Here is a 16645-nt window from a genome sequence, read left to right as displayed (position 1 = left end):
CGAGGGGTCCGGCGCGACCGGGTGTGCCCGGCAGGGGCGCGGTGCCCTCACCCCACCTCGGCCACCGGGAACAGCGCCCCGTCGCCGTCCTGTCCCGCGCTCTCGAAGGCGAGCAGCCGGCGCTTGTTGCCGAGTCCGCCGCCGTAGCCGGTGAGGCTGCCGTTGGCGCCGATGACGCGGTGGCAGGGGACGATGATGCTGACCGGGTTGCGGCCGTTGGCGAGGCCGACGGCGCGGGCCGCGGAGGGGACGCCGAGGCGGTCGGCGAGCTGCCCGTAGGTGCGGGTCGTCCCGTACGGGATGGTGACCAGTTCCGCCCAGACGCGGCGCTGGAACGAGGTGCCTCCGAGGTCCAGCGGGAGGTCGAAGACGGTCAGCTCGCCGCGGAAGTAGGCGGTCAGCTGCGCGATGGTGGCGGCGAAGGGCGCCTCACCGGGGTCGGCGCGGCGGCCGAAGGTCTCCAGCGGCGGGCGGTGGCGGTGGTCGGTCATGTAGACGCCGCAGAGCGCGGGTCCGGTGGCGACGAGGGTGAGCGGGCCGACGGGCGTGCCGTCGAGGACGGTGTGCGCGCGGTCGGCGGGCGGCTCGGGTGCGGTTCCCGGGGGCGTGGTCATGGTGTGCCGTTCTCGGTCGGTCGGAGGGGTGGTGCGGGTACGCGGTGGTCGGGTCGGGGCGGTCGGGGGCGGGGCGAGCGGGGGCGGGCCGGCGGTCAGCCGGCCGGCAGGACGTTGATCGGGTGGTCCTCCGTCGCCCAGAGGTACTGGACGGCGTAGGCGCGCCAGGGGCTCCAGGCGGTGGCGTGGCGGATGAGGGCGGCGGGGGTGCCGGGCAGGCCGAGGGCGGTGGCGGCGCGGCGCAGGCCCAGGTCGGTGGGGGTGAAGGCGTCCGGGTCGCCGAGGGCGCGCATGGCGATGCACTCGACGGTCCAGGGGCCGACGCCGGGCAGCGCGGCGAGGCGGGCGCGGGCCTCGGCGCGGTCGCCGCCGACGCCGAGGTGGAGCGCGCCGTCGGCGAGCGCGGCGATCAGTCCGGTGAGAGTGGTGCGGCGGGTGCGGGGCATCGCGAGCCGTTCCGGGTCGAGTCCGGCGAGCGCCTGCGGGGTCGGGAAGAGGTGGGTGAGGCCGCCCTCGGGGTCGTCGATCGGCTCACCGTGGGCGAGGACCAGCCGTCCGGCGTGGGTGCGGGCGGCGGCGGTGGAGACCTGCTGGCCGAGGACGGCGCGGACGGCGAACTCGTCGGCGTCGGCGGTGCGCGGCACGCGCCGTCCGGGGGCCGCGTCGACCAGCGGGGCCAGCACCGGGTCGCGGCGCAGCTGCCCGTCGACCGCCTCCGGGTCGGCGTCCAGGTCGAGCATCCGGCGGCAGCGGGCGATGGCGCCGGTCAGGTCCCGCAGGTCGGTGAGGGAGAGGCGGCACTCGATGTGGTCGGGGCGCGGGGTCAGCGCGGCGATGCCGTGGCCGTACGGGAGGCGGAGGGTGCGGCGGTAGGCGCCGTGGCGCCACTCCTCGACGCCGGGGACGGCGGTGGCCGCGAGGTGGCCGAAGAGGTTGTCGGGGCAGAGCGGGCAGCGGAACGGCAGCCGCAGGGTGAGGGTGCCGGGCAGCGCCGGGCGCGGGCCGGGGGCGGCGCGTTTGCGCAGGTCACCGGGGGCGAGCGCGAAGACCTCGCGGACCGTCTCGTTGAAGGTGCGGATGCTCGCGAACCCGGCGGCGAACGCCACCTCGGCCATCGGCAGCGCGGTCGTCTCGATCAGCAGCCGGGCGGTCTGGGCGCGCTGGGCGCGGGCCAGGGCGAGCGGTCCGGCGCCCAGTTCCGCCAGGAGCTGGCGCTCGATCTGGCGGGTGCTGTACCCGAGGTGGGCGGCGAGCCCGGGGACGCCTTCGCGGTCGACGACGCCGTCGGCGATCAGCCGCATCGCGCGGGCGGTGAGGTCGGCGCGTTCGTCCCACTGCGGGGAGCCGGGCGCGGCGTCGGGGCGGCAGCGTTTGCAGGCGCGGAAGCCGGCCTGCTGGGCCGCGGCGGCGCTCGGGTAGAAGCGCATGTTCTGCGGTTTGGGCGGCACCGCGGGGCAGCTGGGCCGGCAGTAGATCCGGGTGGTGAGCACGGCGGTGCAGAACCGGCCGTCGAAGCGGGCGTCCTTGGACCGCACGGCGCGCAGACAGCTCTCGGTGTCGGTGTGCATGTCTCCAGGATTGTCCTCCGCCCGGGACCGCGCTGGCGGAAATCCGACATCAGCGTGCGCCTGCCGGGAACGATGCCGATCCCGGGTGCCGCTCCCCCGGCCGCCGGCGTCCGCCGCGCCCGGTCACGCGCCGGCGGCCCCCGCGAAGCGGTCGAGCGCGCCGATCACCACGTCCCGGGTGGCCGCGCTGCCCTTGTGGCCGGCGTCGTCGATGACCGTCAGCTCCGCGCCGGGCCAGGCGCGGGCCAGCTCCCAGGCGGTCTCCAGCGGGGTGCTGAGGTCGAGCCGGCCGTGGACGAGGACGCCGGGGATGCCCGCGAGGCGGCCCGCGTCGCGCAGCAGTGCGCCCTCCTCCAGCCAGGCACCGTGCGAGAAGTAGTGCGCGCAGATCCGTACCAGCGCCTGCCGCGCCGCCCAGGGGCGGCCGCCGTACACATCGGGCGCGCCGTGCGGCTCCAGGGAGAGCACCGTGTCCTCCCAGGCGCACCAGCGGGCGGCGGCCCGCTCCCGTACGGCCGGGTCGGGGTCGGCCATCAGCGCGGCGTAGGCGGTGAGCAGGTCCCCGTCGCGCTCGGCCGCCGGGACGCCCTCCCGGAAGCGCTGCCACTGCTCGGGGAAGAAGCGGCCGGCGCCGCGGTAGAGCCAGTCGATCTCGCGGCGGCGGGAGGTGGTGACGCTCGGGATGACGATCTCCGAGACGCGGGCGGGGTGCTGCTCGGCGTAGGCGAGGATCAGTGTGGAGCCCCAGGAGCCGCCGAAGAGCAGCCAGCGGTCGATGCCGAGGTGGGTGCGGAGTCGTTCCATGTCGGCGACGAGATGCGCGGTGGTGTTGGCGCGCAGGTCGGTCGTCGGGTCGGCGACGTGCGGGGTGGAGCGGCCGCAGCCGCGCTGGTCGAAGAGGACGATGCGGTAGCGCGCCGGGTCGAAGTTGCGGCGGGCGCGCTCCGTGCAGCCCGAGCCGGGCCCGCCGTGCACGACGAGGGCGGGCTTGCCGTGCGGGTTGCCGCAGACCTCCCAGTACACGAGGTTGCCGTCGCCGACGTCCAGCATGCCCCGGTCGTACGGTTCGATCGGCGGGTACGGCTCGGTCATGGTGTCCCTTTCGTGGTCCGGTCGGTGCCCGGGAAGGGGCGGGTCAGGCGCCCGTGCCGCCGGGGCCCTGGTAGGCGGTGTAGGCCGTGCCCAGTTCGGTGACGTCCACCGAGGCGTGGACCACCGTGCCGGGCGGGACCGTGGCGGTGTGGCGGCGCAGCACGTCCAGCGCGGCGGCGCCCAGCGCCCGCTTGGCGCCTTCCGTGCGGCCCGGCAGTATCGCGAACTCCAGGTGGATCAGCGCCTGTCCGGGCCGGTCGTCGCCGATGACGGTCTCCTCGACGCGCTGGAAGCGGGTGCGGCAGCCGCCGACGGTGATGCCCTCGTCGGTCGCCGCCGCCGCGGTGTGCAGCTCCCGGGCGAAGGCCCGGCGGTCGAGGACGTCGTCCAGGGACGCGTCGTAGGAGACGAGGATCTGCGGCATGGAAGGACTCCTGATCGCGGTGCGGGCCACGTAGACCCTGCCATACGGGGACGGCGGGCGGTACCGCGGCGCCCGGCGGCGCAGGGCTCGGCCGCGCGCCCGCCGGCGCACGCCGCCGGTGGGCCGGGCCCGGCGGCCGCCCGCCACGGGTCGGCGGTCGCCGGGCCGTCCGTCTCAGACCGCCGACCAGCCCCCGTCCACCGGCAGGACGGCCCCGTTGATGAACGAGGCGGCGTCGGAGGCGAGGAAGGTGATGGCGGCGGCCTGTTCCTCGGGGCTGCTGATGCGGCCGGTGACCGCGCCGATCAGCCGGCCGATCACCGCGGGGCCGTGCGCCTCGGGCGCCGCGTCGACGCGGATGCCGGTGGCGGTGGGGCCGGGGGCGACGGCGTTGGCCCGGATGCCCTGGTCGCGGTAGGTCACCGCGAGGCTCTTGACCAGTCCGGCCACGCCGTGCTTGGCGGCGGTGTAGGCGGCTCCGGCGGCGCCGCCGCGCAGCCCCGCCTCGGAGGCGGTGAAGACGATCGACCCGCCGCCGGCGGCCAGCAGGTGCGGGAGTGCGGCGCGGGTGAGCAGGAACGGGGCGGTGAGGTTGATCCGCAGGACCCGGTCCCATTCCGCGTCGCCGGTCTCGCCGAGGGCGGACATCCGGTCCATGATCCCGGCGTTGTTGACCAGGACGTCCAGCCCGCCGAAGGCCGCTACGGCCCGTTCGACGACGGCGTCGACCACCCGCTGTTCGCCGAGGTCACCGGCGACGGCCAGGGCGGTGCCGCCGGCCTCCTCGATGGCGCGAACGGTGGTGTCGGCGCCGTCGCGGTCCAGGTCGGCGACGAGCACCCGGTCCCCGTCCGCGGCGAACCTCAGGGCCGTGGCGCGGCCGATGCCGGAGGCGGCGCCGGTGACGACGACGGAACGGCCAGGGGGCGTGGTGGTGTTCATGGGGTCTCCTCGGGGTCGGCGGTGCTCTCGTCGGGCGCTGCGTCCCGCTCCGGCGCGCCGCGGGGCGACAGCCGCAGCACCGTGCCCTCGCCGTTGGCGGCGAGGAGGAGCGAGCCGTCGGGGGCCGCGGCGAGGCCCGCGAACGGCGGGGCCACCCCGGGCATGCCGTGGGTGAAGAGCGCGGGACGCTCCCGGGGCACGGTGTCCGGCGGCGGGCCGATCGCCAGTCCCTCGGCCTCCACCCGCCGTTCACCGGTGGTGAGCGAGAGAGCGGTCAGCCGCCGCGCGCCGCTCTCCACCACGAAGACCTCACGGCCCTGGACCGCCAGCCCCTGCGGCGCGTCCAGACCGTCCGCGACGACGGTGGCCTCGCCGTCGTCGATCCGCAGCACCGCGCCGCGCCGCTCCTCGCTGACGTAGCAGCGGCCGTCCGCGTCGAGCGCGACGTCCACGGGCCGCTCCAGCCCCTCGGCCAGGACCGTGACGGTGTCGTCCGCGCCGAGGGCGAGCACCCGGCCCGCGCCCGTCTCGGCGACGAGCAGCCCGCCGCCGGGCCGTACGCACAGCCCGGTCGGCTGCCGCAGCCCACGCGCCCGGACCCGGGTGGTGCCGTCGGCCGGGTCGTACGTGGTGACCTCGCCGTACTGCGAGGTGAGGTGGAGGAGGTCGCCGTCGGCGGCGATGCCGTGGGCGAACGGCCGCAGGACCTCGGTGGGGACGGCGCCGGGCCCGGTGGCGTCCACGGGCCCGGCCACCCGGTAGTGGTCGGCGGCGTAGACCGTGCCGGTCGGGGCGACGGTCACGCCGTAGGGGCCGTCCAGTCCGCGCGGGACGATCTCCCGCGTCCGGCCGTCGGGGTGGAGTTCGGTGATGCCGCCGCTGGCGTAGCTGGAGACGAACATGCGGTTCTCCGCGTCGAACGCGGCGTTGTCCAGGCCCGCCAGACCGCTGGTGACGACCGTTCTGGAGCCCGTGCCGTGCAGGTCGATACGGGTGACGAGCCCCTCGACGCCCCGGGAGAGGACCGAGAGCACACCGCCACGGTCGAAGCGGACCGCGACCGGTTCGTGCACCTCCTCGGCGACCACCTCCGGCGCCCCGCCGTCCGGGGCGATCCGCCAGACCTGGCCGGTCACCATGTGCGGGTAGTACAGGTGCCCGTCCGGGCCGAGCTGCATGGCGTTGCCCAGGGCCAGTCCCTCGGTGAGCACCCGGGGCGCGCCGCCGTCGGGGAACAGTTCGAGGAGACGGCCGTTCATCCGCATCTCGTTGACGAAGAGCCGGTCGCCGACGCAGGTGATGCCGTTGACCACGGCCACCTCGTCGGAGACCAGGCTGAACTCGCCCCGCGGGGTGCGGCGCCACACCCGGCCCGGGACGAGGTCGGCGATGTACATCGAGCCGTCGGCGCCGAAGGCGAGGTCGTCGGGCGACTGCACCGGGCCGTCCATCGGGACGACGACCTCGACGTCCCCGGTGGCCGGGTCGACCGCGCTGATCTGCCCGGCCAGGAACTGCGCGACGTACAGCCGGCCGTCGGGGCCGAAGGCGACGCCGTTCGAACCCCACAGCGGATTGGGCAGGTTGAGCCGCCGCACCTCGCGGTGGGTGGGGGACGCCGGCTCCGCGGGCCCGTAGCGGCTGGGGCTCACCGGCCCTCCCCCTGCGGCTCCGCGCCGACCAGCACCTCGCGCATGCCGCCGCCCTCGCGCCAGGCGCGGAGCAGGGCGTGGAAGGCGACCGGCCCGTCGCCGTAGGACTCGCTGCGCTCGCGGGGCCGGCCCTCGTTGTTGTAGTAGCCGGGGGTGCATTCGGCCTGGAAGGCGTACAGGTCGGCGGCCTTCTCCCGGATCGTGGCGACCCAGGCGTCCTCCGCCTCGGCGGTCGGCTCGACGTAGCGGGCGCCGCTGCGGCGGGCCGCGGCGGCGACCTCGGCGACATGGGTGGCCTGTTCGTCGAGGATGTGAACGTAATTGACGGAGCTGGCGTTCTGCAGCGGCCCGAGCTGGAAGAGGTTGGGGAAGCCGTGGCTGTAGAAGCCGTGGAGCGTGCGGGGTCCGCGCCGGCGCCAGGCGTCGGTCAGGGCGACGCCGTCCCTGCCGTACACCGGCAGCCGTCCGGAGGTCAGCCCGGAGACGCCGACCTCGAAGCCGGTGCCGAAGATGATGCAGTCGACCTCGTACGCCCGGCCGCCGACCACGACGGCGTCCTCCGTGATCCGCTCCACGCCGTGGCTGTCGGCGGTGTCGACGAGGGTGACGTTCGGGCGGTTGAACGTCTGGAGGTAGCTGTCGCTGAAGGTGGGTCGCTTGCACATGTAGCGGTACCAGGGCTTGAGGAGTTCCGCGGTCGCCGGGTCGGTCACGACGGCGTCGACCCGCGCCCGGATCTCGTCCATCTTCCGGAAGTCGGCCAGCTCGTAGGCGCGTTCACGCTCCTCGGGCGGGACGGTGGCGTAGCTGTCGCTGGGGACGAGTTTCTGCTGGAGGCGGGCGGTGCTGGTCCAGCCGTCGTCGACGAGGTCCTCGGCCACCTGACCGCCGGTGACGAGGGTGAGGAAGTTGTCGCGGCGCCGCCGCTGCCAGCCGGGGGTCAGCGAGGCGGCCCACTCCGGGTCGGTGGGGCGGTTGCCGCGGACGTCGACCGAGGAGGGGGTGCGCTGGAAGACGTACAACTCCTGGGCGTCCGAGCCGAGATGGGGGACGCACTGGATGGCGGTGGCGCCCGTGCCGATCAGGGCGACGCGCTTGTCGGCGAGCCGGTGAAGGTTTCCGTCGGCGTCGCCGCCGGTGTACGCGTAGTCCCAGCGGCTGGTGTGGAAGGTGTGGCCCCGGAACGTCTCGATGCCCGGTATGCCGGGGAGCTTCGCCTCGCTGAGGGTGCCGCTGGCGGTCACCACGTACCGGGCGCGTATCCGGTCGCCGCGGTCGGTGGCGACGAGCCATTCGGCCGCCTCCTCGTCCCAGCGCAACTCGCTGATCTGCGTGCGGAAGCAGGCGTCGCGGTAGAGGTCGAAGGCGCGGCCGATCGCCCGGGCGTGCTGCCGGATCTCCTCGCCCGGCGCGTACCGCCACGTCGGTACGTACTCCAGCTCCTCCAGCAGCGGCAGGTAGATGTACGACTCGATGTCGCAGTGGATGCCGGGATAGCGGTTCCAGTACCAGGTGCCGCCGAAGTCGGCGCCCTTCTCGATCACCCGGATCGACGCCACGCCCGCCTGCCGCAGCCGGGCACCGGCGAGCAGCCCGCCGAACCCGCCGCCGAGGATCACCACCTCGACGCGGTCCGCCAACGGCTCGCGGGTGAACTCGCCGTCGGCGTAAGGGTCTTCGTCGTAGTAGCCGAACCGGCCGGTGACCTGCTGATACTGTCTGCGCCCCTCGGGCCGGACGCGGCGGTCCCGCTCGGCGCGGTAGCGGGCACGGAGGGCCTCCAGACCGGATTCGGCCTGCGGGCCGCCGGGCGGAACGGGGGTGCCGTGGGGGTGGGACATGGGTGTTCCTCTTCCTCTCCGTGGTCCGTGCCGCGACGCGGGCGCGGTACGGACCGGGCGGCGGCAGGGAGTGGGGCGGTACGGGCGACACGGGCCGGGCGGACCGCCCGGCGGCACGACATGCGGGACACCGCCGCTGACGCGCGGCGATGTGCATCGTGCACACACTATGCATCATGCACACGATATGCACGACGCATAGTGCGTGAGAGGATGGCCCGGGCGTCCCACCGGCACGGAAAAGGCCGGAAGGTGACGCAGTATCAGGCGACAGGAGCCAGGAAGCGACGGCAGGCATGGACAGACCGACAGAGGCGATCGAGTACGAGCAGATGCTGCTCAGCCGCCACACCCTGAGCCGGCGGGGCGGGCGGCGCCGGGGCGGCGAACTGGAGCACAGCGCCTATCTCCTGCTCAGCCGCATCCGCGTCCAGGGCCCCATGTCGATCGGCGAACTGACCGACGCCTTCGGCCTCGACACCTCCACCCTCAACCGGCAGACCGCCGCGGCCCTGCGCGCCGGCCATCTGGAGCGCATCCCCGACCCCGACGGCGGCATGGCCCGCAAGTTCCGCCTCACCGACAAGGGCGCCCGCGCCCTCGACGAGGAACGCACGGGAACCGTCCGCGCCCTCGACCACGTCATGGCGGACTGGTCGGCCGAGGACCTCACCGCCTTCGCCGCCTACCTGCGCCGCTTCAACGCCGACATCGAACGCTCCGGGGGACGGCCTTGGCCGCGGGGTGAGTGAGGGGGCGGACCCGAGGGCGCCGTCGGGGGAGGCTCGGCTTCGGACGTTGGGCTTCAGGCGTTGGGCTTCAGGCGTTGGGCTACGGACGTTGGGCTTCGGATTCGGCGGGTGGCCGGGCCTCGGCGCGGATTCCGGTCTGTTCCGGGGCCGCGGCCGGGCCTCGGCACAGGGTTCCGGCCGGGCCCGGCGCCGCGGCCGGGTCCCGCCTCCCGCGAGCGTCAGGGCAGCTGCGCGGCGAACGCCTCGTACGCCCGGTCGTCGAAGAGGACGAACCGGACCTCCTCGACCGCGGTCGGCGTGGCCCGTACGGTCGCCACCGCGATCCGCGCCGCGTCCGCCATCGGCCAGCCGTAGATCCCGGCGGACACGGCGGGGAACGCGACCGTCCGCGCGCCCAGTTCATCGGCGACGCGCAGCGACTCCCGGTAGCAGGAGGCGAGCAGCGCGGACCGGTCGTCGTCCTGTGCGTAGCGGGGGCCGACCGTGTGGATCACCCAGCGCGCGGGCAGCCGCCCGGCCGTGGTCGCGACCGCCCGGCCCGTCGGCAGCCCCCGCCCGTACCGCGAGGCCCGCAGCTCCCGGCAGGCGGCCAGCACCTCCGGGCCGCCCCTGCGGTGGATCGCCCCGTCCACTCCCCCGCCGCCCAGCAACGAGGAGTTGGCGGCGTTCACCACCGCGTCCACCTGCTGCTCGGTGATGTCCCCCCGTACGAGCACGAGCCGGGGGCCGGGGGCGGACGGGACCTGGGAGTCATCGGGTGCGGTGTTCATGGCGGGAGCCTAGGGGGTGTGCACCAGGGGTGGCGGGCGGAGCCGGGCGGTCAGCGCCTCCAGAACAGATGGTGGGTGACGCCGCTGGGGCTCGGCACCCGCTCCAGGTGGAAGCGGTCGAGGAGTTCGTCGGGGCTCTCCCAGAGGCGTTCGCCGCGGTGGAGGTCGACGGGGGCGACGGCGATGTGCAGCGTGTCGATCAGATCGGCGGCCAGGAACTCCCGGAGGGTGGCGACTCCCCCGCCGATGCGGACATCGCGCCCGCCGGCCGCCTCCTTCGCGCGGGCCAGCGCCTCGGCCGGCGTCGCGTCGAGGAAGTGGAAGGTGGTGTCGGCCAGCGTGAGGGATGGGCGCGGGTGGTGGGTGAGGACGAAGACCGGGGTACGGAACGGCGGGGTGTCGCCCCACCAGCCCTGCCACTCGTGGTCCTCCCAAGGCCCGCGCTGCGGGCCGAACTTGTTGCGGCCCATGATCTCCGCGCCGATGTTCCGGGTGTGCTCGCGGGTGAAGTAGTCGTCCAGACCGCGGGTGCCGCCGGGGTCCGTGCGGTTCACCCAGCTCGCGGTGGCGCCCGCCCAGGAGAACAGGGCGGCGGGGTCCGCGTGCCCGAAGGGGCGCTCCAGGCTCTGCCCCTCGCCGGAGCCGAACCCGTCCCGCGACACGTTGAAGCACTGCACCCGCACCAGCTGTTCCATGAGCCCTCCTCAGGGAGCCGGAGCCGCACCCGGCATCCGATTGCAAACAACAACCGGTGGTACGGTACTCCACCATGGACACGCCGCAACCGGAACCGGCCGATCGACTGCCCGTGCCGTCGGGAAAGTCGGGCTGCCCGATCAATCTCACCGTCGAGCTGCTGGGCGACCGCTGGAGCCTGATCGTGCTGCGGGACCTGATGTTCGGCGGCCACCGGCACTTCCGCGAACTGCTCACCCACTCCGTCGAGGGCATCGCGTCGAACATCCTCGCCGCCCGCCTCGCCAAGCTGACCGGCGCCGGGCTGCTGACCCGGCACGACGATCCGAGCCACCGGCAGAAGATCGAGTACCGGCTCACCGAGGCGGCCATCCAACTCGTCCCGGTCCTGACGCAGCTCGGCGCCTGGGGCGCCCGCTGGCTCCCCACCACACCCGAACTGTCCGTCCGCGCCCAGCTCCTCGCGGCCGGCGGCCCCGAGATGGGCGAACGCTTCATGGCCGAACTCCGCGCCACCCACCTCGAAGGCCGCCCCCTGCCCGCCGACGGGGTCCTCGCCGAACTCACCCGGGCCTACGAACGGGTCGCCGCGGAGGGCTGACGGCGACGGCCGGGCCCGCACCGCAACGCACCAGGGGCGGGCCACGCCGGGGTGCGGGACGGCGGCTCGGACCGGACCGCTCCGGAGCGGGGGACGGCGGCCGGAGCCCCGGCGGCCCGGCGCGGGTCACGGCCGGACGGCGGCGGTGCCCCGGATCACGCCCCGGCCAGCAGGCGCGCCTCCTCCGCCGGGGTCAGGCCGTGGTCCAGGGGCGGTTCGCCGCGGGCGCGGTCCCAGGCGAGGACGTCGGCGAGGGTCGTCTCCAGCGGGGTCGCGGGCATTCCGGCGGCCCGCGCCCGGGCCGGACTGCGTTGCTGGGTGGGCCACAGTGGCTCGGGCCGGACCAGCGGCAGCGCCGGCGTCACCGCGCCGGCGGGCACCGGGACGAGATCGACGGCGCTGCCCGCGACGCGTGCGCAGGCGTGGATCAGCCCGCCCAGGGTGGTCGGTTCGGCCGGCCCGACGGCGTGGAACGCGCCCGGCCGGCCGTCCGCCAGCAGCCGGGTGACCAGACGGGCCAGGTCCCGGGAGTCGATCACCTGGACCGGCTGCTCCGGACGGCCCGGCAGGGCCACCCGCCCGCCCCGCGCGGCCCGGCGCACCCAGTAGGTGACGCCGTCCTGTGCATCGTGCGGCCCCACGACCTTCCCCGGCCGCACCACGGTCGCCCGCGCGCCGTACCGGGCGCACACCTCGTCCTCGCAGGCCACCTTGAGGGGTCCGTAGGTCTCCTCCGTCAACTCCTCGGTGTCCCGGACGGGCGGGCGGCGCGGGGTGTCCTCGTCCGCCCCGGCGGCCACGCCCGTACGGACGTACACCGCCTGGCTGGAGAGGAAGAGATATCTGCCGACGCGGTCACCGAGCACGGCCATGGCCTGGCCGACATGGCGCGGCACATAGCCGCTGACGTCGACGACCGCGTCCCACTCCCCCGACCGCAGCGCCGTGTAGTCACCGGTGTCGCGGTCACCGATCCGCCGGGGCACCCCCGGAAAGAGCTCGGGTCCCGTCCGGCCCCGGCCGAACAGCGTCACGTCCGCGCCCGCACGGAGCGCGTCTTCCACGAGGGCCCGGCCCACGAACGAGGTACCGCCAAGGATGAGGAGGCGCATGGCCGTTGACGGTAGCGGGCGGCGGGTGACGCCGCCACGGCGGGACGGGGCGGAGGCCGTCCCGTGCCCTCCGTGCGGCGCTCCGAGGGGCCCGCCCCGGAGCGCTCAGACGTGGCTCAGCGCGCGCCGCTTCGCAGATGGCGCCAGACGTAGCGCGCCGCGTGATGGCCGGACATGCCGTGGACGCCCGGGCCCGGCGGGGTCGCCTGGGAGCAGAGGAAGACGGCGGGGTGTGCGGTGGCGTACGGGACGCGGGCGAGCTTGGGGCGGATGAGCAGGCGCAGTCCGGCCGCGGAGCCGGTGGCGGTGTCGCCGCCGACGTAGTTGGCGTTGCGGGCGGCGAGTTGGGGCGGCCCGGCGACGGCGCGGGCCAGCACCAGATCGCGGAAGCCGGGGGCGAACCGCTCGATCTGCCGCTCGACGACCTCGGTGGCATCGCCCTCCCAGCCGTTGGGGACGTGGCCGTACGCCCAGAAGGTGTGCTTGCCCTCGGGGGCGCGGGTGGGGTCGACGATGCTGGGCTGGGCGGTGATCAGGAACGGGACGGTGGGGTCCGCGCCCCGGGTGGCGGCGTCGAGGGCGGCGGCGATCTCGCCGCTGGTGGGGCCGATGTGGACGGTCCCGGCCCGGCGGGCCTCCTCGGCGGTCCAGGGCACCGGACCGGAGAGCGCGTAGTCGATCTTGAAGACGCTCGCGCCGTACCGGACGCCGCGGTAGGCGTTGCCCAGCCCGGCGATGCGGGCGAGCGCGGTGGGTGAGGTGTCGAAGACGTAGGCGCGGGCCGGGGGCAGGTCGTCGAGCCGCTTGACCTCGAAATCGGTGTGGACGGTGCCGCCGTGCTCGCCCAGCACCCCGGCGAGCGCGTCGGAGATCGCCTGGGAGCCGCCGCGCGCCAGCGGCCAGCCGCGCTCGTGCCCGGCGAGCGCGAACATCATCGCCAGGCCGCTGGTGCCGAAGCCGCCGAGCGGGGCCATGGCGTGGGCCGCGAGACCGGCGAGCAGACCACGGGCCTTCTCGTCGCGGAAACGGCGCTCCAGCAGGGTGATCGGCTGCATCGCCGTCAGCCCGAAACGGGCGTACGTCACCGGGTCGCGCGGCAGGCCCAGCCACTGGGTGCGCAGGAAGTCGTGCGCCATCGTGTCCCATTTGCCGAGGAACGGGGCCATGAGCCGGCGGTACGTACCGGCGTCGTGGGCGCCGAAGGAGCGGGCGGTCTCGGCGGCGGAGCGGGCGAGGACCGCGGCGGTGCCGTCCGGGAAGGGGTGGGCCATCGGCAGGTCGGCGTGGAGCCATTCCAGGCCGTGGCGGGCGAGCGGCAACGCGCCGAACGCCGGGGAGCCGATGCCGAAGGGGTGCGCGGCGGAGCACGGGTCGTGGCGGAAGCCGGGGAGGGTCAGCTCCTCGGTGCGGGCGCCGCCGCCGATGGTGCCGTGGGCCTCGAAGACCTCCACGGCCAGCCCGCGGCGGGCCAGCTCGACGGCTGCCGTCAGGCCGTTGGGCCCCGCTCCGATCACCACGGCATCAAGCATTCTCGGCACCTGCGCCACTCCCCTCGTGTGCGGCCCCCGCCGCCGCGGGGGTCAGTTGGCGGCTGCCAGCAGTCCGAGGATACGCCGGGCCACCTCGGCGTCCCGGGCCGCGGTGAAGGGCAGGGCGTTGCCCCCGGCGAGCGCGAACGGCACGCCGGCGACGGTGGCGTCGGTGCCGCCGGTCTCCTGGACGAGGAGCAGCCCGGCGGCGTGATCCCAGGCGTTCTCCCAGCTGAAGGCGGTCGCGGCTATCTCGCCGCGGGCGATGCGCAGATACTCCAGACCGGCCGAACCGCAGGGACGCGGGGCGACACCGTCGGCGTCGAGGGCGCCGAGCACCCGCTTCTGGTCGTCGGTGGTGAAGTCGTAGTGGGAGATGGCGACTTCGAGGGCGGCGCCGGGCACCGCGGGGCGCGGCACGAGCGGCGCGCCGTTCAGCGTGGCGCCGTGGCCGCGGCGGGCGACCGCCATCAGGCCGAGGGCGGGCGCGTACGTCCAGGACGCGAGCACCTCGCCGTGGTGGGCGAGGGCGACGAGGGTGGCGAAGCCGGGGTCGCCGTGGACGAACTGGCGGGTGCCGTCGACCGGGTCCACGATCCAGACGGGGGCGTCGCCGCGCAGCGCGTCGAGGACGGCGGGGTCGGCGTGGACGGCTTCCTCGCCGACCACCACGGAGCCGGGCAGCAGCGCCGGGAGGGCGGCGGTGAGGTGCTCCTCGGCGCGGCGGTCGGCGATGGTGACGAGGTCGTGCGGGCCGTTCTTCTCCACGACGTCCTCGTCGGCGAGCTGCCGGAAGCGGGGCAGGATCTCCTCGGCCGCGGCGCGGCGTATCGCGTCCTCGACGGCGGCGGCTTCCTCGGGCGTCGGAACGGCGGCCTGCGGCCGGGCGGCCGGGGCGGCGGTGTGGTGTACGAAATCTCCCGGATTGCGGTTTTCGACTGCTTCGATCATGCGTCCATCGAACCACGCCCCACTGACACGGCAGCCGGACCCGAGGTGAATTCCGGGTGCCCCGCAGGTCACGAGCGGGTGCCGGAGACCGCCCGTGACCTGCGCATCGCTCAGCGTCCGACCGCGTAGCCCTGCATTCCGCGCGGGTTCGCGGCGGCCGAGAGCACCCCGGTCTCCGGGTCGCGGGCCACGGCGCACAGGCGCCCCTCCGACCAGGGGCCGCCGACGGTGACGTGGTGGCCGCGGCGGCGCAGCCCGTCGATGACGTCCGGGCCGATGCGGGATTCGACGGTGACCGCGCCCGGGCGCATGGTGCGGGGGTGGAAGGAGCCGGGGAAGGAGTCGTTGTGCCAGTTCGGGGCGTCGATGGCGCCCTGGAGGTCGAGGCCGGAGCGGACCTGTGCGCGCAGCGCCACCGCGAGGAAGAAGTGGACCTGCCACTGGTCCTGCTGATCGCCGCCCGGGGTGCCGAACGCCATGACGGGCACGCCGTCGCGGAGCGCCATCGACGGCGTCAGCGTGGTGCGCGGGCGGCGCCCCGGGGTGAGGCTGCCCGGCAGGCCCTCCTCCAGCCAGGTCATCTGGAGGCGGGTGCCGAGCGGGAAGCCGAGGCCGGGGACGACCGGGTTGGACTGGAGCCAGCCGCCGGAGGGGGTGGCGGAGACGAGGTTGCCCCAGCGGTCGGCGATGTCGAGGTGGCAGGTGTCGCCCCGGGTGGCGCCGTCGGGGCCGGTCAGCGGGTCGGCGGCCCCGGGGAGCCCGGTGCCGACGGTCGGTTCGCCGGCCCCCGGCGACCAGGCGGCCCCGGCGGTGCCCGCGGCGGCGGCGAGGGCGTGGCGGGCGAGGCGCGGGGGGCGGCCGCCGGGGCTGCCGGGCCGCAGTTCGTGGCTGGCGGTGTCGGCGATCAGCCGGCGGCGGTCGGCGTTGTAGGCGTCGCCGAGGAGCGTGGCGACGGGGACCTCGGCGGCGTCGCCGTACCACGCCTCGCGGTCGGCCATGGCGAGTTTGCAGCCCTCGATCAGGGTGTGGACGTACGCGGCGCTCCCGTAGGGCGGCAGGGTGCCGGGCAGCAGGGCGAGTTGCTGGAGGAAGGCGGGGCCCTGCGACCAGGGGCCGGCCTTGGCGACCGTCCAGCCGTTCCAGTCGTGGGTGACAGGCGCCTCGTAGCCGGCGCGGTAGGCGGCGAGGTCGTCGCCGGTGAGGGTGCCCGCGTGGCGTTCGCCGGAGGTGTCCATGGCGGGGCGGGCGGCGAAGCCGGCGAGGGCGTCGGCGATGAAGCCCTCGCGCCAGATGCGGCGGGCCGCGTCGATCTGCGTCTCGCGGCCCGGCCCGGCGGCCTCCGCCTCGGCGATCAGCCGCCGCCAGGTCGCGGCCAGCGGGCGGTTGCGGAGCAGCGCGCCCGGGGCGACGGGGCGGCCGCCCGGCAGGTACAGCTCGGCGGAGGTGGTCCACTCGGTGGTGAAGAGGTCGCGGACGGTGGCGATCGTCCGGCCGATCCGCTCGACGGCGGGGTGGCCGCCCTCGGCGTACCCGATGGCGTACCGCAGGACGTCGGCGAGGCGCTTGGTGCCGTGGTCGTGCAGGAGCAGCATCCAGGCGTCGAAGGCGCCGGGCACGGCGGCGGCGAGGGGTCCGGTGCCGGGCACCAGGTCGAGGCCGAGGCCGGTGTAGTGGGCGATGCTCGCCCCGGCGGGCGCGGGGCCCTGCCCGCACAGGACCTGGACGGGGCCGCCCGCCGGGGCGAGGAGCATCGGCACCTCGCCCGCCGGGCCGTTCAGATGCGGTTCGACGACGTGCAGGACGAAACCGGCGGCGACGGCCGCGTCGAAGGCGTTGCCGCCGTCCTCCAGCACCGCCATGGCGGACTGCGACGCCAGCCAGTGGGTGGTGGCGGCCATCCCGAAGGTGCCTTGGAGGGTGGGGCGGGTGGTGAACACGGGCGGACTCCTCGGGGTTGCGGGCGGCCGGGCGGGCCCGGCCCGGCGGGACGGTCGACCGGGCCAGCAGAGCGCACCGGGCCCGCCGGACGCAACGGGGGCCCGCCCCGGGCGGGTTGCCGCCGGGGCGGGCCCGGGTGCTCCGGGGCGTACGGGAGCGCCCC

General features: G+C 75.5%; 15 protein-coding genes. 2 read left to right on the top strand and 13 right to left on the bottom strand.

Features of this window, described 5'->3' with window-relative positions; genetic code table 11:
• Positions 1-47: 47 nt before the first annotated feature.
• The 7 genes from ABT345_RS17610 to ABT345_RS17580 form a co-directional block, all read right to left on the bottom strand.
• Entirely contained in the window at positions 48-614 is a 567-nt protein-coding gene (locus ABT345_RS17610; RefSeq protein ID WP_345076943.1) for a methylated-DNA--[protein]-cysteine S-methyltransferase, read from the bottom strand.
• 95 nt (positions 615-709) lie between these two features.
• Positions 710-2182, bottom strand: a complete 1473-nt coding sequence (locus ABT345_RS17605) for an AlkA N-terminal domain-containing protein (protein ID WP_345076946.1) — start codon at positions 2180-2182, stop codon at positions 710-712.
• 123 nt (positions 2183-2305) lie between these two features.
• Entirely contained in the window at positions 2306-3274 is a 969-nt protein-coding gene (gene pip, locus ABT345_RS17600; RefSeq protein ID WP_345076949.1) for a prolyl aminopeptidase, read from the bottom strand.
• Between the two features lie 43 nt (positions 3275-3317).
• Positions 3318-3698 carry a 5-carboxymethyl-2-hydroxymuconate Delta-isomerase gene (locus ABT345_RS17595; RefSeq protein ID WP_345076952.1) on the bottom strand — a complete coding sequence of 127 codons (381 nt, stop codon included), beginning with the start codon at positions 3696-3698 and terminating at the stop codon, positions 3318-3320.
• A 174-nt stretch (positions 3699-3872) separates the two neighbouring features.
• Positions 3873-4640, bottom strand: coding sequence for an SDR family NAD(P)-dependent oxidoreductase (locus ABT345_RS17590; RefSeq protein ID WP_345076955.1), 768 nt, complete (start codon positions 4638-4640; stop codon positions 3873-3875).
• Positions 4637-6292, bottom strand: coding sequence for an SMP-30/gluconolactonase/LRE family protein (locus ABT345_RS17585; RefSeq protein WP_345076958.1), 1656 nt, complete (start codon positions 6290-6292; stop codon positions 4637-4639). The genes ABT345_RS17590 and ABT345_RS17585 overlap by 4 nt, the downstream gene beginning before the upstream one ends.
• Positions 6289-8133: a flavin-containing monooxygenase gene (locus tag ABT345_RS17580; protein WP_345076961.1), complete on the bottom strand. Its 1845-nt coding sequence runs from the start codon at positions 8131-8133 to the stop codon at positions 6289-6291. Before ABT345_RS17580 ends, ABT345_RS17585 begins: the two co-directional genes overlap by 4 nt.
• A 296-nt stretch (positions 8134-8429) precedes the next feature.
• Between ABT345_RS17580 and ABT345_RS17575 the strand changes: the two genes are divergently transcribed.
• Entirely contained in the window at positions 8430-8885 is a 456-nt protein-coding gene (locus ABT345_RS17575; RefSeq protein ID WP_345076964.1) for a MarR family winged helix-turn-helix transcriptional regulator, read from the top strand.
• Positions 8886-9103: 218 nt separating this feature from the next.
• Here ABT345_RS17575 and ABT345_RS17570 read toward each other — a convergent pair whose 3' ends face one another.
• Both ABT345_RS17570 and ABT345_RS17565 read right to left on the bottom strand, forming a co-directional pair.
• Complete coding sequence (locus tag ABT345_RS17570; RefSeq protein ID WP_345076968.1) at positions 9104-9655, bottom strand: O-acetyl-ADP-ribose deacetylase; 552 nt, start codon at positions 9653-9655, stop codon at positions 9104-9106.
• A 50-nt stretch (positions 9656-9705) separates the two neighbouring features.
• Positions 9706-10350, bottom strand: a complete 645-nt coding sequence (locus tag ABT345_RS17565; RefSeq protein WP_345076971.1) for a dihydrofolate reductase family protein — start codon at positions 10348-10350, stop codon at positions 9706-9708.
• A gap of 74 nt (positions 10351-10424) precedes the next feature.
• On the opposite strand from ABT345_RS17565, the gene ABT345_RS17560 reads away from it, so the two are divergent.
• Positions 10425-10952 (top strand): winged helix-turn-helix transcriptional regulator, encoded by a 528-nt coding sequence (locus ABT345_RS17560; RefSeq protein ID WP_345076974.1) that lies wholly within the window; start codon positions 10425-10427, stop codon positions 10950-10952.
• A gap of 155 nt (positions 10953-11107) precedes the next feature.
• On the opposite strand, the gene ABT345_RS17555 is transcribed toward ABT345_RS17560, so the two are convergent.
• The 4 genes from ABT345_RS17555 to ABT345_RS17540 all read right to left on the bottom strand — a co-directional run bounded on the left by ABT345_RS17555 (position 11108) and on the right by ABT345_RS17540 (position 16481).
• Entirely contained in the window at positions 11108-12064 is a 957-nt protein-coding gene (locus ABT345_RS17555) for an NAD-dependent epimerase/dehydratase family protein (protein ID WP_345076977.1), read from the bottom strand.
• A gap of 116 nt (positions 12065-12180) precedes the next feature.
• Entirely contained in the window at positions 12181-13593 is a 1413-nt protein-coding gene (locus ABT345_RS17550) for a phytoene desaturase family protein (RefSeq protein ID WP_345076980.1), read from the bottom strand.
• Between the two features lie 51 nt (positions 13594-13644).
• Positions 13645-14544, bottom strand: a complete 900-nt coding sequence (locus ABT345_RS17545) for an inositol monophosphatase family protein (protein WP_345076983.1) — start codon at positions 14542-14544, stop codon at positions 13645-13647.
• Between the two features lie 110 nt (positions 14545-14654).
• Positions 14655-16481, bottom strand: coding sequence for a gamma-glutamyltransferase family protein (locus ABT345_RS17540; RefSeq protein WP_345076986.1), 1827 nt, complete (start codon positions 16479-16481; stop codon positions 14655-14657).
• Positions 16482-16645: the final 164 nt, after the last annotated feature.

The organism is Streptomyces sp. NPDC000404 (assembly GCF_040300365.1).
GTDB lineage: Bacteria > Actinomycetota > Actinomycetes > Streptomycetales > Streptomycetaceae > Streptomyces > Streptomyces ramulosus.
The sequence above is the reverse complement of the archived record's forward strand: the minus strand, read 5'-3'. Positions and strand labels throughout refer to the sequence as shown.

Excerpts from the sequence above, each read along its gene's own strand:
- ABT345_RS17610 (WP_345076943.1), bottom strand. The coding sequence starts at position 614 with ATGACCACGCCCCCGGGAACCGCACCCGAGCCGCCCGCCGACCGCGCG.
- ABT345_RS17605 (WP_345076946.1), bottom strand. The coding sequence starts at position 2,182 with ATGCACACCGACACCGAGAGCTGTCTGCGCGCCGTGCGGTCCAAGGAC.
- pip (WP_345076949.1), bottom strand. The coding sequence starts at position 3,274 with ATGACCGAGCCGTACCCGCCGATCGAACCGTACGACCGGGGCATGCTG.
- ABT345_RS17595 (WP_345076952.1), bottom strand. The coding sequence starts at position 3,698 with ATGCCGCAGATCCTCGTCTCCTACGACGCGTCCCTGGACGACGTCCTC.
- ABT345_RS17590 (WP_345076955.1), bottom strand. The coding sequence starts at position 4,640 with ATGAACACCACCACGCCCCCTGGCCGTTCCGTCGTCGTCACCGGCGCC.
- ABT345_RS17580 (WP_345076961.1), bottom strand. The coding sequence starts at position 8,133 with ATGTCCCACCCCCACGGCACCCCCGTTCCGCCCGGCGGCCCGCAGGCC.
- ABT345_RS17575 (WP_345076964.1), top strand. The coding sequence starts at position 8,430 with ATGGACAGACCGACAGAGGCGATCGAGTACGAGCAGATGCTGCTCAGC.
- ABT345_RS17570 (WP_345076968.1), bottom strand. The coding sequence starts at position 9,655 with ATGAACACCGCACCCGATGACTCCCAGGTCCCGTCCGCCCCCGGCCCC.
- ABT345_RS17565 (WP_345076971.1), bottom strand. The coding sequence starts at position 10,350 with ATGGAACAGCTGGTGCGGGTGCAGTGCTTCAACGTGTCGCGGGACGGG.
- ABT345_RS17560 (WP_345076974.1), top strand. The coding sequence starts at position 10,425 with ATGGACACGCCGCAACCGGAACCGGCCGATCGACTGCCCGTGCCGTCG.
- ABT345_RS17555 (WP_345076977.1), bottom strand. The coding sequence starts at position 12,064 with ATGCGCCTCCTCATCCTTGGCGGTACCTCGTTCGTGGGCCGGGCCCTC.
- ABT345_RS17550 (WP_345076980.1), bottom strand. The coding sequence starts at position 13,593 with ATGCTTGATGCCGTGGTGATCGGAGCGGGGCCCAACGGCCTGACGGCA.
- ABT345_RS17545 (WP_345076983.1), bottom strand. The coding sequence starts at position 14,544 with ATGATCGAAGCAGTCGAAAACCGCAATCCGGGAGATTTCGTACACCAC.